This is a genomic window from Thiocapsa imhoffii (assembly GCF_016583985.1).
Classification (GTDB): Bacteria; Pseudomonadota; Gammaproteobacteria; order Chromatiales; family Chromatiaceae; genus Thiocapsa; species Thiocapsa imhoffii.
The window spans coordinates 57,751-72,634 of sequence record NZ_NRSD01000024.1 but is presented as its reverse complement, the minus strand read 5'-3'; the positions used below and the strand labels follow the sequence as shown (position 1 = coordinate 72,634).

At 62.4% G+C, this 14,884-nt stretch carries 15 protein-coding genes; 9 read left to right on the top strand and 6 right to left on the bottom strand.

What is annotated here, in order from left to right:
* The coding region (locus CKO25_RS17455; protein ID WP_200389230.1) for an efflux RND transporter permease subunit at nucleotides 1–1,155 on the top strand (1,155 nt) is incomplete at its 5' end.
* A gap of 208 nt (nucleotides 1,156–1,363) precedes the next feature.
* Here CKO25_RS17455 and CKO25_RS17450 read toward each other — a convergent pair.
* Nucleotides 1,364–1,729 (bottom strand): thioredoxin family protein, encoded by a 366-nt coding sequence (locus CKO25_RS17450; protein WP_200389229.1) that lies wholly within the window; start codon nucleotides 1,727–1,729, stop codon nucleotides 1,364–1,366.
* Between the two features lie 224 nt (nucleotides 1,730–1,953).
* Here CKO25_RS17450 and hemB point away from each other — a divergent pair, with 224 nt between their 5' ends.
* The 3 genes from hemB (at nucleotide 1,954) to CKO25_RS17435 (ending at nucleotide 4,659) form a co-directional block, all read left to right on the top strand.
* Nucleotides 1,954–2,967, top strand: a complete 1,014-nt coding sequence (gene hemB / locus CKO25_RS17445; RefSeq protein ID WP_200389228.1) for a porphobilinogen synthase — start codon at nucleotides 1,954–1,956, stop codon at nucleotides 2,965–2,967.
* 36 nt (nucleotides 2,968–3,003) lie between these two features.
* Nucleotides 3,004–3,834, top strand: coding sequence for a shikimate dehydrogenase (gene aroE, locus CKO25_RS17440; protein WP_200389227.1), 831 nt, complete (start codon nucleotides 3,004–3,006; stop codon nucleotides 3,832–3,834).
* Between the two features lie 162 nt (nucleotides 3,835–3,996).
* Nucleotides 3,997–4,659, top strand: a complete 663-nt coding sequence (locus tag CKO25_RS17435) for a hypothetical protein (RefSeq protein ID WP_200389226.1) — start codon at nucleotides 3,997–3,999, stop codon at nucleotides 4,657–4,659.
* 52 nt (nucleotides 4,660–4,711) lie between these two features.
* Here CKO25_RS17435 and CKO25_RS17430 read toward each other — a convergent pair whose 3' ends face one another.
* Nucleotides 4,712–5,341, bottom strand: a complete 630-nt coding sequence (locus CKO25_RS17430; protein WP_200389225.1) for a hypothetical protein — start codon at nucleotides 5,339–5,341, stop codon at nucleotides 4,712–4,714.
* Between the two features lie 190 nt (nucleotides 5,342–5,531).
* On the opposite strand from CKO25_RS17430, the gene CKO25_RS17425 reads away from it, so the two are divergent.
* On the top strand, nucleotides 5,532–6,422 hold the full coding sequence (locus tag CKO25_RS17425) for an alpha/beta fold hydrolase (protein ID WP_200389224.1): 891 nt from the start codon (nucleotides 5,532–5,534) through the stop codon (nucleotides 6,420–6,422).
* A gap of 298 nt (nucleotides 6,423–6,720) precedes the next feature.
* On the opposite strand, the gene CKO25_RS17420 is transcribed toward CKO25_RS17425, so the two are convergent.
* The 4 genes from CKO25_RS17420 to CKO25_RS17405 all read right to left on the bottom strand — a co-directional run bounded on the left by CKO25_RS17420 (nucleotide 6,721) and on the right by CKO25_RS17405 (nucleotide 11,199).
* A complete protein-coding gene (locus CKO25_RS17420; protein ID WP_200389223.1) occupies nucleotides 6,721–7,725 on the bottom strand; it encodes a cytochrome-c peroxidase in 1,005 nt (334 codons plus the stop codon).
* Between the two features lie 143 nt (nucleotides 7,726–7,868).
* Complete coding sequence (locus CKO25_RS21835; protein ID WP_200389222.1) at nucleotides 7,869–9,479, bottom strand: diguanylate cyclase; 1,611 nt, start codon at nucleotides 9,477–9,479, stop codon at nucleotides 7,869–7,871.
* Nucleotides 9,476–10,549: a uroporphyrinogen decarboxylase family protein gene (locus tag CKO25_RS17410; protein ID WP_200389221.1), complete on the bottom strand. Its 1,074-nt coding sequence runs from the start codon at nucleotides 10,547–10,549 to the stop codon at nucleotides 9,476–9,478. Before CKO25_RS17410 ends, CKO25_RS21835 begins: the two co-directional genes overlap by 4 nt.
* Nucleotides 10,549–11,199, bottom strand: a complete 651-nt coding sequence (locus CKO25_RS17405) for a cobalamin B12-binding domain-containing protein (RefSeq protein WP_200389220.1) — start codon at nucleotides 11,197–11,199, stop codon at nucleotides 10,549–10,551. The genes CKO25_RS17410 and CKO25_RS17405 overlap by 1 nt, the downstream gene beginning before the upstream one ends.
* A gap of 367 nt (nucleotides 11,200–11,566) precedes the next feature.
* Here CKO25_RS17405 and CKO25_RS17400 point away from each other — a divergent pair, with 367 nt between their 5' ends.
* From CKO25_RS17400 to CKO25_RS17385, 4 genes are all read left to right on the top strand, one after another.
* Nucleotides 11,567–13,228: a tetrathionate reductase family octaheme c-type cytochrome gene (locus CKO25_RS17400; RefSeq protein WP_200389219.1), complete on the top strand. Its 1,662-nt coding sequence runs from the start codon at nucleotides 11,567–11,569 to the stop codon at nucleotides 13,226–13,228.
* Entirely contained in the window at nucleotides 13,225–13,881 is a 657-nt protein-coding gene (locus tag CKO25_RS17395) for a cytochrome b/b6 domain-containing protein (RefSeq protein ID WP_200389218.1), read from the top strand. The genes CKO25_RS17400 and CKO25_RS17395 overlap by 4 nt, the downstream gene beginning before the upstream one ends.
* A gap of 220 nt (nucleotides 13,882–14,101) precedes the next feature.
* Nucleotides 14,102–14,533 (top strand): cupin domain-containing protein, encoded by a 432-nt coding sequence (locus CKO25_RS17390; protein ID WP_200389217.1) that lies wholly within the window; start codon nucleotides 14,102–14,104, stop codon nucleotides 14,531–14,533.
* Nucleotides 14,534–14,647: 114 nt separating this feature from the next.
* On the top strand, nucleotides 14,648–14,806 hold the full coding sequence (locus tag CKO25_RS17385; protein ID WP_200389216.1) for a hypothetical protein: 159 nt from the start codon (nucleotides 14,648–14,650) through the stop codon (nucleotides 14,804–14,806).
* The last annotated feature ends 78 nt before the right edge of the window (nucleotides 14,807–14,884 follow it).

Here is a 14,884-nt window from a genome sequence, read left to right as displayed (position 1 = left end):
GCCAAGATCGTCGAGATCCCGCCCGGCCCGCCCGTCCTCTCACCCCTGGTCGCCGAGATTTATGGTCTTGATTACGATGGCCAGATTCGCGTCGCCCGGGAGGTGCGGGGGATTTTCGAAACGACCCCGGATATCGTCGATGTGGACGATTCGGTCGAGCATCCGTCCCGCAAGCTCGTGCTCATGGTGGATCGCACCAAGGCCTCGCGTCTCGGGGTTCCACAAAGCACGGTTGCGCAAGCGCTCGCCACCCTACTCGACGGTGAAGACATGAGCTATCTGCACTGTGCCAATGTGAAGTACCCAGTCCCGATCCGCGTCGAGTTCAGTGAAGCCGACAAAGCCGATCTGGAGCAGGTGCTCTCGCTGCGGGTGCTCGCGCTCTCCGGGGCCATGGTGCCCTTGTCCGAGATCGTCGAGGTGCATGAGAGCACACGCGAACACAGCATCTACCATAAGGACCTGCTGCCAGTGGTCTATGTCACCGCGGACATGGCCGGCGACACCGACAGCCCGCTCTATGGCATGTTCGAGATCTCAGAGCGCGTCGAGAATGAATTGGGGTTGGAGCAATGGTTCATCCAACCACCACCCAACCCTTATGACTACAGCCTCAAATGGGACGGCGAATGGCAGGTGACCTACGAGACCTTCCGCGATATGGGCATCGCCTATGGCGTGGGCTTGATCCTCATTTATCTGTTGGTCGTTGCCCAGTTCCGCAGCTACCTGGTTCCGCTCGTGATCATGGCACCGATCCCACTGACCATCATCGGGATCCTGCCCGGACACGCACTCATGGGGGCGCAGTTCACGGCGACATCCATGATCGGGATGATCGCCCTGGCCGGAATCATCGTGCGCAACTCGATCTTGCTGGTCGACTTCATCAACCAGCAAGTGCGCGAGGGGAGCGACTTCGCGGCGGCCGTGATCAACTCAGCGGTGGTGCGCGCCAAACCCATCGCCCTGACCGCGGCCGCGGCCATGGCCGGTGCCCTCTTCATCCTCGATGACCCCATTTTCTCGGGGCTGGCGATCTCGCTCCTGTTCGGCCTCTTGGTCTCGACCCTGCTCACACTGGTCGTGATCCCGGTGGTCTACTATGGGGTCATGCGCAATCGGGTTGAGTGGATTCGGACCGCGACCGGATGAGCATCCCGCGTGGCGGCCGGGCCGTTCGACCGGGCCGCCGCGCGTCTCATCGCTGGTGGAACCCTCCGCGAGGTGTTCACCAGCAGCCCGTGCTGCCTTGGTCCCCCACCCCGTGCGGCGACCAGACGCCTGATCACACGCCGTTCGGAACTGAACGTCCCCATAGAAGCAGACCCGTTGCGGGGGTCCTGCGGCAACACAGCGGCTCTCAGGTTTCGGGCACGTGCGCGCGCAACCAATCATTGATCTGGTGGCGCGAACGCGCACCGCTGAAGCGCCCGCGCTCCTCACCGTCAATAAAGAGAATCACAGTCGGGAAACCGCGCAGTTGATAGCGCCCCGCGAGCTTCATGTTCTCGCCCTCATCGACCTCGACCTTGGCTAAACCGATACGCCCGCCACGCTCGCTCACCACCCGTTCGAGCTGTGGCGCCAAGGCATGACAGGGGGCGCACCAGTCGGCCCAGAAGTCCACCAGCATGGGGCGTTGCCACGAAGCGTCGATGACCCGCGACTGAAAGTGGTCCACATCGACTGCGCAAAATGGGGCAACGGGTTCGCTTGAGTTCGCCATCGGCTGACTGGATCCTGAAGTCGGTTACTCGGTGTCGGGCCACAAAACTCTAGCAGATGCACGCGCCCCTGGGTGGCTTGCTCCCGCATACCAGGCCGCGACCAACTCGCATGGCGCTGTTTCAGCGACGCATCGGACTGGAGCCATCGCAACGCCTGAGCTATTGTATCGGCCCTGAGCACCGGGACGGTCCCGGCCGCGCCAGAGCAGACCCTGAGGCCCCTATGCCCGATCCGCACACCCATCGCGCCGCCTTTCCCATTACACGCATGCGCCGGATGCGACGTGACGACTTTTCACGACGCATGATGCGCGAGACCCTGGTCACGGCGGCTGATCTCATCTATCCGGTGTTCGTCCTCGAAGGCTCCGGTCAGCGTGAAGCGGTGGTCTCCATGCCCGGCGTCGAGCGTCTGAGCATCGACCTGCTGGTGGAGGAAGCCAGCGCGGTCCACCGACTCGGCATCCCGGCGATGGCGCTCTTCCCGGTGACGCCGATGGAGGTCAAGTCGCTTGATGCGCGCGAGGCCTTCAACCCGGAAGGGCTCGCGCAACGGGCGGTTCGCGCCATTAAGTCAGCCGTACCCGATTTGGGCATCATGACCGACGTCGCACTCGACCCCTTCACGACGCATGGCCAGGATGGACTGATCGACGCAACAGGTTACGTCATGAACGACGAGACGGTGGAGGTCCTGGTGCGCCAGGCGCTGTCGCATGCCGAGGCAGGTGCCGATATCGTGGCCCCCTCGGACATGATGGACGGTCGTATCGGCGCCATCCGCACCGCCCTCGAGGGTGAAGGACACATCCACACGCGCATCCTCGCCTACTCGGCCAAATATGCCTCCAGCTACTATGGCCCCTTCCGCGACGCGGTCGGCTCCGCGGCCAATCTCGGTGCCGGCAATAAGTACAACTATCAGATGGATCCGGCGAACTCGGATGAAGCCCTCCACGAGGTCGCGCTCGATCTCGCCGAGGGCGCGGACATGGTGATGATCAAACCAGGGATGCCTTACCTGGATATCGTGAGACGCATCAAGGATCACTTCGGCGCGCCCACTTTCGTGTATCACGTCAGTGGGGAATACGCCATGCTCAAGGCCGCCAGTCTCCAGGGCTGGCTCGATGAACGCGCGGTCGTGCTCGAGGCAATGGTCGCGATGAAACGCGCGGGTGCCGATGGGATCCTGACGTACTACGCAAAGGATGTCGCACGGTGGCTCGCCGAGTAGTCCCATGCTCCCGATGCAAGGGTCCGGGGCGCATCCATGCCTGATCGGTATGCCGTGATCGGCAACCCCATTGCGCACAGTCAGTCCCCCCGCATCCATACGGCTTTTGCGCGGGCGACGGACCAGGATTTGCTCTACGAGCGGATGCTGGGCAACCTGGACGATTTCGCCGGGGATGTGGCGCGGTTCTTCGCAAGTGGAGGCTGTGGGCTGAACGTGACCCTGCCCTTCAAGACCGCGGCCTGGGCACTGGCTGACGAGCGCACTGCACGGGCGGAGATCGCGGGCGCGGTGAACACCCTCATCCGACTGGGTGGAAACCGTCTGCGAGGCGACAATACCGATGGCATCGGCCTGGTGCGCGATCTGGCTGATCGCTACGGATTTCAGTTCCAAGGCGCCCGGGTGCTCCTGGTGGGCGCGGGAGGTGCTGCCCGAGGCGTGCTGGTACCGCTGCTCGAAACGGGACTCGACCGTCTGGTCATCGCCAACCGGACTCCGGAAAAGGCCGCCGAGCTCGCCCTGTTGGGAGCGGAGCATGGCTCGGTCCGGGCGTGCGATTTCAACCGCTTGGCATCCGAACGCTTCGACCTCATCATCAATGCTACGCCTGCTGGTCTGAATCAGCAGGTTCCGCCGATCCCGAGCACGTGCCTCGCCCCTGACGGCTGGACCTATGACATGCTCTATGCGGATGAGCCCACCTCATTCTGCCGTTGGGGCCAACAGCAGGGTGCCGCTCGCAGCCTCGATGGACTGGGCATGTTGGTCGAACAGGCCGCCGAATCCTTTTGGCTGTGGCGCGGCATCCGTCCTGACACGGCAGGGGTCTACGCCGTACTGCGTGGTGCCAGAGCACAGCGATGAGGCCCGCGGCGGGCATCAACGCACGGTCGTGCTCCACACTGAAGCGAAACCGCCTCGGGACCGGCAAGCCAACCTCGGCAGCCCAGTGGGCTGCTCGAAGACCTGGGTAGCCACCGCGGTCAGTCCCTTAACGCCGAAACGACAGCCAGTCGGGTTGATACCATGGAGTTGCCTTTCACCCACCGTCCTGGACGGCGCGAGCGACAGTTACGACGCTGCCATGAGAACCCACTGTTCGCCTGGCCACTCAAGGAGGTCACGCCCGAGGCACTGTTAGCCGCTCAAAAGGCTGATCACGATGACATGCTGGCGTTTCGCGACGACTTCCGTGCCGCGGTCCAGGACGCCGTCGATCTGCCTCCCGATGCTGGCAGTGAACCCATCCTCGCCCTGAAGGAACGACTCGAACGACTCTACGAGCAGTCCTTCGCCTTGCCCGAGACACATACCGAAGAGCGGGCCGCGCTGCGCAAACTGATCGCCCTGATCATGCAGGCCATCAGACGCGCCGCCGGTACGGATCCCTTGGCGCGGCAGGAACTCGCCGACGAAGACGAGGCACGCGAAATCCATTTTCGGCTGCTCGAACAGCCTCTGGTTGCGGACCTTCTGCATCCTGAAACCCTCATCACCCCGGCGGAGCTTGCCCCCACGATCCTCTCCGCGTCGGTTGAGGAGGTGGCCGCGCTCCTGGAGATCCTCGATTCCGGGGAATGTGCCGCCCTCGCGGAACACATGACACGGCTCCTCGATGAGCGCTCCGCCAGTGGCATCGATCTGTCTTCCGCGGTTCATCGTCTGGCCATGATCCGCGCTCATCGTTAACCCGGACACCGCAACGCGACCCGCACCGGCCCGACCCATCTCTTATTTGGGATCAGCGCTCCGAGTCAAGTCGCGCGCGGGCCGTCTCCGCGGCCTCATTGATTCCCTGCTTCGCCCGATCGATCAAGGCCTTGCCTTGCAGGATCATCGAGTCCTGGATGGCCTTGGAGAGGACCGCGCGAGACAAGGGCGTACCATCCATCGACATCGACTCGGGAGCGGTCGCGTAGGCGGAAAGCGGATCGCTCAGTTGGAGCGCGGTGTCATCCGACACCTGATAGCGATATTCACAGATCGCCTGACGCTGTCGTGGCATCCATCCAGCCCCACCGCCATCCTCGAACTTGAGCGTGACGAATAAGCCCGCATAGCCACGCGGATCGGTCGCGACCGAGATCCAGCGGACCTCACCCGGTGTCTGGACCTGCGCTAGGACCAATTGCTTACAAAACCGAACCCGCATGTCCTCAGCGGAGCCGGAACAGCCCACGAGCAACCAGGCACTCAGCACCATTGCGCCCACCAACGCCGGGACGATCCGCGGCACGTGGCGAACCATGGATCGCTGCACCAAGCGGCCGCTGGTTGGTAGAGGCACGACCGCCTGGGGCGACCAGCGACGTCTGGCTTGCACGCGCCGGTGACACGACGCCAGCCGCTCCACCAAGGTTTCTCGACTCATGACCCAATACCTCACTTCGCAATGACCGCAGGGTCCATCACCCGGCGGCTCGAGTGTGCGATGGGAGCGGCGGTCGTCGGGCCTTCTTGCGATCAGCCCGATCTCTCGCTATGCTGCGCCGCCGCATTCGCGGGACACACTCGCCATCATTTCATCGATCGCCATTCGGACCACTCGAGCCAGCAGCCTTATGGATTTTTCGACCTCGGGGCGCATCACCCTCGCCGACGGCCCACTCGCATATCGCCAGACGCCATCCGGCCGACCACCGTTGCTCTTAATCCACGGTTGGGGTGGCTCATCTCGACATTGGCTGCACACGGCGGCCGATCTCGCCGACATCCGCACCCTCTATGCGTGTGATCTACCGGGGCACGGTGACAGCCCGGCTCGTCCCACGCAGACCGATGCGCATGACCTCGCCGCACTCATCATCGCGTTCGCCGACCGTCTCGGGTTGGACCGGTTCGATCTCGATGGCCACTCTTGGGGGGCGGCGATCGCGGTCCTCGTCGCCGCGCACTGGCCCGAGCGCGTCGATCGCCTGATCCTGACAAGTTTGGGAATCGCACGCAATCCCCTTGAACAATTTATGGTCTTTCAACTGCACCAGCAGTTCGCCTGGGCCACGGCACTCGGCCGCCCCTGGCTGCAGCAGTCACGCCCCTGGTTCAGTCTCATGCAGCCCATGCTCGCCTGGCTCGGATCTCAACCCGAGTTCTATCGCGCACTCGCTGCCCGGATGCTGCATCAGCTGCCAGAGAACGAGGAGCCGCTCCGCCTGGGCGTTCAGGAATTTTTGGGGACCGATCCACTGACTGCCTGGGACAGCATGATCGCGGCGAGCAGTCCAGCCATTCTGGGTGCACTCGAGAAACTGAATACCCCAACGCTCCTCATCAACGCCGATGCCGATCGCATCATGCCCGTTGCGGGCAGTCGGGCGCTGGCCAAGCGGATCCCTCACGTGCGTTCCGTCGAACTCGCCCAGTGTGGGCATTTACCGATGCTCGAGCGCCCACAAGACTATCAGCGACTGGTGCGGGCATTTCTGCTGGACGGTCAAGACCCGGAGCGGTGACGGTCGCTCCTGCCGCGCCCTAGGTGTCGGTGAACGCGTGCCGCCCCGGGCGATCTTCCGATGCAGGCCGATCCGCGTCACTGAGGTGGTCCGGTCCCAGGATGACAGACGTCTGCCCTGGGCATGCAGCCCAGGACAGACGCGTCTGACGACTGGCCACCCGCGTGCGCGAGCAGCCAATCCGGGTTGTCGGGACATCGGCCGGGAATTGGCTGGACATGCCCCGATACGCTGATCGATCCGGGGCGCTGACCTCACCCATGCGACCATCCGCTGGATGACGCCCGACCCTGAACCATCACTCGGGAATCGCGGGCGCCTCCCAGGGTTCTTCGCTCGTCAAGGATTCGAGGAAGGCAACGAGTTGCGCAATCTCGACGTCACTCAAACCGCGATCGACCAAGAGTTCGGATTGTTGCGGATCCTGCCCACCGCCGCTGGCCATGTAGGTGACCGCCTCAACCAGGGTCGCACGGCTGCCATCGTGGAAATAGGGGGCACTGAGCGCCACGGAACGCAGCGTTGGGGTCTTGAAGGCACCGCGGTCGGCCTCGTCCTGCGTGACATTGAAGCGACCCGGATCAGGATCGGCCTTACCGTATTCCAAACCGATATTGAAGAAGGTGCTGTTCCCATAATAGGGCGGTGCATGACAGGCCGCGCACCCGGCCTTGCCAACAAAGAGGTCGTACCCGGCGATCGCATCGGCGCTCACCGCATCGCTCTGACCCCGTTCATAACGATCCCAAGGCGAATCGTCGCTGTTCTTGGTCCGCAGATAAGCCGCTAACGCCTGCACGACCGTCTCCGGCGTCGCCGACGTGCCGAACACCTCCTGGAACTGCTCGACATACTCAGGAGCCGCATTGATGCGCTCGGTCACCACCTCCGGGTCAGCATTGATTTGCGCCCGCCAAGCCGCCAGGATCTGCCCCTCGAGGCTGGTCGCGCGACCATCCCAGTACCAGGCCGTTTGATACCCAACGTTGTACAAGGTTGGGGTGTGGCGCGTGTTCAATTCCCCGTTGTCTTTCGGAGACAGCACCTTGCCGTCCGTCCATCCCAGGTGATGGTAGTGACAGCCTTGGCAGGACATCTCACCGCTCGCGGACAGGCGCGGATCGACGAAGAGCTGATGCCCAAGCGCAATCTTTTCGGGCGTACCTGGATTGTCGGCGGGATGGGTCACCGGCGGCAACGCCGAAGGTGTCGCGGACGCTGGAGTGGTGTCGGCAAGGGCCGTGCTAAGCCATGGGGATGACAGCAGTAAGAGGCCGGGAATCAGGTCACGTTTCTTCATCATTTCGGTCGTCTCCCTCAGTCGCACACAGAGTCTCTGATCATCTCAGGGCCACATCGTTCAGCCCCGAGTCGCGTGGGCCCAATTCAGGATCGACCCGCACCATGGCGTCCTGTACGGATCACCACGGCTGAGCGATCCCGAGCTCAGACGCCTTCTCTCTCCTCACCCGCGGCATAGACTGCCACGCGAGCGCGTCCCGCCGATTTGGCGAGATACATGGCTATGTCGGCTCGATGGATCAGTGCATCAAGCGTCCGCACCTCATCAGCAAGCCTGGCGACCCCGAGGCTCGCCGTCATCGTCAGGGGTCCGGCGGTCGTCTCGATCGGTCGCTCGGCCAAGGCCTGAAGCATCCGCGCGGCCAGCCGTGCGGCGGCCTCGGCATCCGTGCGCGGGCACAGCGCGATGAACTCCTCGCCGCCATAGCGCGCCAAGATCCCAGGAATCGACAGGTCGCGTAAGCGCCGGGCAAACTCGACGAGTACTTGATCGCCGACCGCATGGCCATGGGTGTCGTTCACGCGTTTGAAATGATCAAGATCAAGCATGATCACAGAAACCACGAACCCGTGCTGCTTGGCCTCATGGAATGCCGCCTCCGCCAACGTCGAAAAACGGCGACGATTGTAGAGATTGGTGAGGGGATCCGTATCCGCGAGGATACGCACCTGCTGCAGGAGGTGAACATTGCGGTCACGCTCTTGGCGGAGACTCCGCTCGGTCTTCTGCAACACCGCGAAGGTCCGCGCGTTTGAGATCGCCAGTCCACAGAGTCGCGCAATGGCCGCGCTCAGGTTCATGTACTGGTCCCGATAGCCTGGAAAGGGCAGTTCACGGACCCACAGCAGTCCCGAGGTCACCCGCTGGTGATCGATCCGCACATAGAATCCGGTGCCCGCGGGCAGAACGAGGTCCCCGACCTCCATCTCGTCCAGTACCTGCTGCAGATGGACCTGATCCTGCGGAAGCGCGTCACCGAGCACGCGTTCCACTCGGTTTTCGGTGACCCATGCATAGACCAGATTGGTGCAACCAAACAGCATGGTAAACAATTCATGAATGGCGTTGACGGTGGTCTCTTCATCACTGAGATGCGACAAGCGCACCAGCAGATCGAAAGCCATCGCGTAATCGGCAACCTTGTGGTTCGTTTGCGCCAACACCGCACGCAAGCGGCCCTGGTTCCGCTCATTGCGCCAACGCTGGATCATCAGCTCGAGTCGGAGGCGCACGACGTCGAGGCCCACGTATTGGATACGGCGGGGGAGATCGAGAACATCCGCGAAGGCATGCAGTGCCTCGTGCGCCTCGGGATCCGTTCCCGTATCGAGCAGCAGCAACTCGCGCGCGCACTCCTGGAAGAAGAGGCGCGCCCGGTCCTGATCAAACCCGAGCGCGCGTAGATGCGCGCGCCACGACCTCAGCCAACCCGCCGTGACCAGATAGGCACCGGCGCGGGTCGCCTCTTCCAGCAGATCGGCGCCCGCGAGGAGATGAATGCAGTGCTGCGGATGCGCGATCTGGCCCCGCCCACCAGGGCGCTGATCCGGCTCACTGCCGAGCAGGTTCAGAAACCCATCACAGCCGTCGGGCACGGTGCTCGGCATCCGCGCATGCGCACAACGCCCCGGATGCAATGTGCAGGAAGGGGTGAAGGAGTGAATCCGAATATCCTCCTCACCAAGCGACTCCAGCGCGGATTCGATGTCCCGCCGAAAATGAGCACAAACCCCTAAACACAGCTTGTCGTTCACGAATGGCTCGCGGGGTCCAGCGGCGCATCCCCTACCTTAAGCGGATAGGTGCCCCAGCGTTGCACCGCATCGGCGATCACCAGCAAGGTCTCGTCCGGGACCTGATAGGGGATCTCACCGTGGTTGTCCGAGAGAATAAAGCCACCGCCGGATCCCGCGGCCGCGATCGCGGCCTTGACCTCGGCCTCGGCCTGCGCGGTAGTCCAGCGTCGCATTGCGATCCCGTTCAGATTCCCGAGCAGCGTCAGCCGACCGGCAGCACGCTGTTTGAGCGCCGCGAGATCATCGAGCACACTGACCCCGATCACGGCCGCGCCGGTTTGGGGCAGATCATCGAAGATCGCCTCACACCGGCCCGATGCGAAATGCATGGCAACCGGCCCCTTGATCCCGGCGATGGTCTGCCTCGCGATGGGCAAAGCACTCTTGCGGAATTCGCCCGGCGTAACGATCGTCGGTGAGGACATGGGATCGAAATAGCAGATCGCGGTGGCGCCTGCCGCCAATTGCGCATTGGCCCAATCCCGGCAAAAGGCTTGATTCAACGCCAGCAGACGAGCGAACAGCTCAGGTCGCTCGAACATCAGGTCGAAATAGGCGTTGAAGCCCAGTTGCATGATCGGAAGCGAGAATGGAGACATCACCACGGCGATGATCGGCACCTCATCGCCACCGCGATCCTTGAGCCCGCGAATGGCCTCCAAGACCTTCAGCAAGCCGGGTGAATCACTCACCCGTGGCGGCGTCAACGCCAAGATCTGCTTCGGGTCCGTGATGATTGGCGGACCCGCATTCGGTGGACCATCCTCGGTGTAGAGCACCTCCCCGCCCCACGCCTCCAGCTCGATCGCCGCGTGAAAAAAGGGGTAGAAACAGTCATTGCGATATTTTCCGCGCAAGCGCAGCTGGCCTTCCACGACGTATTCGGGTCGCGAGAAATAGCTTTCGATCGAGAGACCCAGCTCCCGCGCCCCGTGCATGGTCAACAACAAGAACAGCGGGACACGATCGGGCTCGCGCTGTGAGAGCGTCGTCAGCACGCGTTCCAGGGAGGTCATGGGGACGCGCATCAGTCGCTCCTCGCGGTCAGCCGCTCGATCAAGGCACGCACGATCGAGATCCCCTCGGCGGCCGTACCCGCCATCGCGTCGGCCCCCACCTCACGCCACAACTCGGCGTCAAAGCGGAAGGGGGCCCCCCCGACGACGATCAAGGGACGGCAACCCATACGTTCCAGCGCGTCCTTCACCGCTCGCACACGCAGCGCCGAGGGCAGCATCAAGGTCGAAATGAGCAGGATCCGGATCTGGTCGCGCATGACTCGCTCCACCAGGGTCCGACCATCGACGGCGCCGTAATCCTTCAGTTCGTAGCCACTCGCCCGAAGCACCGAGCACACCATCCGTTTACCAAGGAAGTGATGGTCATCCAAGACCGCGATGGCCATCGCCGGCTGATCAATGCGGCGCAGATCGCATGCCGGCAGCAGCTCATCGATGATTTCCTCGCAGATGCGCCCGCTCATGTAGACCTGCGAGAGTGAGACCTCGCCCTGTTCCCAGAGCACACCGATGCGCTCCAATGCGGGGACGACCAGAGGCTCGACGATATCGATCAACGCCGCCTCCGGATTCAGATCAACGAGCATCCGCCGCGCGACGACGCGATCCATGCTCAAGAGTGCGTCCAGAAAGACCTCGATCGAATCCTGCGTTTGCATTGTGTCCAGCATCCTGGTGTTGACAACCTAGCAAGAGGTCGGCTCGTGCTTCAAGACTGACCTGACACTCTGGCAGTCTAGCAGGGCGTCCAGAGACTCGAAAGAAGCGCGCCAGATTGGGGCATCGTGGGATCACCTGCACCAGCAGGGGGAACCCGACATGACATTCACACGTCGTTGCCCCCGCACGAATGTGCGAACCGGGCAAGCGCGCTCGACGTGCTCGGATATTGCGCGTCGTCAGAGAAACAGTGCGGACTCTCCACTAGACTGCGCTGGTCTGACAACAGGTGGGCAGCCAGCGGTATCGCATGTCCGCACCTCCACGTAGGCCTTGCGTGGCCCAGCTCGACCGCGGAGCAACCTCATGCGCCCCATCATCCTCGTCATGGCCCTCGCCTGCTGCCTCGTGCTCATCGGCGCAGGGACCTCATATGCGCGCGACCAATGGCCGACGCCTCCCGCTGCCGACGAACCGACCCCACAGGTGTCCGGACCCCTGCGGGGTGGCACCGCCGACCACTCGAAATTCGATGTCCTACAAGGGCCGTTTGCATCAGGGCCTGAGGTGACGGTGGCCTGTCTAAGCTGTCATACCGAGGCGGGCACGCACTTCATGAAGAACGTCCATTGGACCTGGTCCTATGTCAACGAGGAGACCGGACAACAGCTCGGGAAACGCCACCTCATCAATAATTTTTGTACGAATGCCCGGGGCAACGAGGGCATGTGCGCGCAGTGTCACGCGGGCTATGGTTGGAAGGATGAGCAGTTCGATTTCACGGATGAGACCAACATCGATTGCCTGGTGTGTCACGAGTCAACCGGAACCTACTACAAGGTCCCCAATAGCTCGGGGGGCGAAGCCTGCGCCGTGATGTTCGAAGGCAAGCAGCCCATTGATCTTGCGCTGGTCGCGCAAAGCGTCACCGTGCCCCAGCGCGCCAACTGTGGTGCCTGTCATTTCTTCGGTGGCGGCGGCGATAACGTGAAACACGGCGACCTTTCCTCGGCTCTCACGGCCCCTCCCCGCTCGCTCGACGTCCACATGGGTGTCGACGGGCTAAACTTTGCCTGCACCGCCTGCCACATCACCAACCGACATGTCTGGGCCGGCAGTCGCTATCAGGTGATCGCGAAGGATACCGAGGGTCCCGGCAAGCCCGGTCAGCGCCGCGATGTCACAAGCTGTGAATCCTGCCACGGACTCAGTCCACACCCAGTTGATTCACTCGCGAATTTCAAGCTGAACGATCACGTGCAGAGTATTGCCTGCCAGACCTGCCATATTCCAGAGCTTGCCCGGGGTGGCGTCGCGACGGTTACTGAATGGGACTGGCGAACCGCCGGTCGCACCCGCGACGGTGAGGGCTATCACGAAGCAGGCTACATCCAGGGTAACGGTGATCACCGCTACACCTACAAATCGATCAAGGGCGATTTCCGCTTCGACGAGAACATCCCGCCCGAGTACGGCTGGTTCGACGGCCAGATGCGCTACACGACCATCGACACGCGCTTTGATCCCGCAGCCGAATCGATCGAAATCAATGGCTTCTCTGGTTCTCGAGACGACCCGCGCGCGCGCATCTGGCCCTTCAAACGCATGCGGACCTGGCAACCCTTCGATCAAGTCAACGGCACCTTGGTCTATACCCATCTCTGGGGCGAAACCGAGGCCGCCTATTGGGGCAACTATGACATGGCGGCCGCCATCGAGAAGGGGATGGCCGATTTTGGCTTGGACTACTCGGGCGAGTTTGGCTTCATCGAAACCATTTCCTGGTGGCCCATCACACACATGGTGGTGCCGAAGGAACAGGCGCTCGGCTGTGGCGACTGCCATACGCCTCATGACAGCCGTCTCGCGACGGTCGCGGGGGTCTATATTCCCGGCCGCGACCGCAATCGCTGGATCGACCTCATCGGGATATTACTGATCGCGGGCACGCTCGGCGGTATTCTCATTCATGGGCTCGTCCGTTTCTTTTCGCCCACTCACGGGTCCAACGGGGGGCACCACGGATGACCACCACCTATCGCGTCAAAATCTTCAGCCTCTTCGAACGCTTCTGGCATTGGTCTCAGATGCTCTTGATCGTGCTGCTGTTGATCACCGGCTTCGGGGTCCACGGTTTCCATGACCTCTTCTCGTTCGAGGACGCCGTCACCCTGCACACCTCAGCCGCTCTCGCGCTACTCCTGCTCTGGGCCTTCAGTGTCTTTTGGTTGTTCACGACTCGCACTTGGCGACATTTCATCCCATCGCTCTCCGGGATGTGGGCGGTCATGCGTTTCTACGGTTACGGCATCTTCAAGGGAGAACGCCACCCCTATCGCAAGGCCTATTGGCGCAAGCACAATCCGCTCCAGGCACTCGCCTACCTCATGCTCAAGATCGTCCTGTTTCCTGCCATCTGGATCACGGGCTTGGCCTACTTGTTCTATTTTGCTTGGCGGGATCTCCCCAATGCGACCACCTGGCTGCAAGGCGTCGCTATGATCCACACCGCCGCGGCCTTTCTGATCCTGGCCTTCGTGCTGATCCATGTCTACATGCTCACGATCGGTCATTCGTTTCGTGAACATCTGATGCCCATGATCAATGGGTTCGACGATGTGGACCTGTCCCCGGAGGAAGAGGCCTATCTGCGCCAGGACCAACCGAAGGATATCCGCTGAACCCATTGCGCTGGCGCTCGGCCCCGATGAGGTGCTCGAGCGACGCCCCCGGGCAGCCAAACAACCAGACCGGAATCGCACGCACGGTGTCTGGCCCGGCCCAACGCCCCCAGCGGATTCGCCGGTGATTCCAGAGCACCCAGAGTTGAAGTCGGACCGTCAGACCGCCACGCTCGTGGTATTGGACTGACACCATCACCCAACCTGGAGCGATGCGATCATGAGTTCAGATATCGTGACGGTCCGACCGACTGTTCCGGCGGAGACGCTCCAGCGGCTTCCGAATTTCGTCGGGATCTCCGAATTGACTGCAGGGTCTCTGGGGATTTCGATGAATCTGGTGGTCATCCCCCCTGGAGGCCAAGCCGAACCGCACCTGCATCTCGGTTTCGAAACCGCTATTTATCTGCTTCAAGGTGACGTGGAAACGCGCTATGGCGAACAGCTTCGTCACACCCAGGTCAATCATGCGGGTGATTTCATCTATATTCCCGCCGATGTCCCACACCAGCCCCGCAATCTGAGCAACACCGAACCGGCCCTGGCCATCGTGGCGCGCAATACGGCCAATGAGCAGGAGACCGTGCGGCCCTATGAACCGACGGGCAAGCGCGAGGAGACCACCAGCCCCACGCTTACCCCCTGTCGCTAGCGCCTGTGCAAACGCTATGCTGCCCTCCCGCCTCCCGAGCGCGCATTCAACCGACCCGCGCGGTTCCTCCTCGGACGGTTGCGGCAGCCGTGAACCTTATCATCGGAGTCCCATATGATGGATGCGAATCTATTGAAAGGGATCGAGTTCTTCGGTTTCATGGCCCTCGCGGGCTGGCTGGTCTACCGGCAGTTCATCGCCTCAGGACGCACGCAACACCGCCCTGAGTCGTCCGCGACTGATGCGCCTGAGACAGATCAGAACGAGACCTGAGCAGGCCCGCCTCGCCTGCCGGATTTGCCAGTGCTCCGGTGATGTCTCCGAGCGCCGTGCTCCGGACGTCGGTTGGTG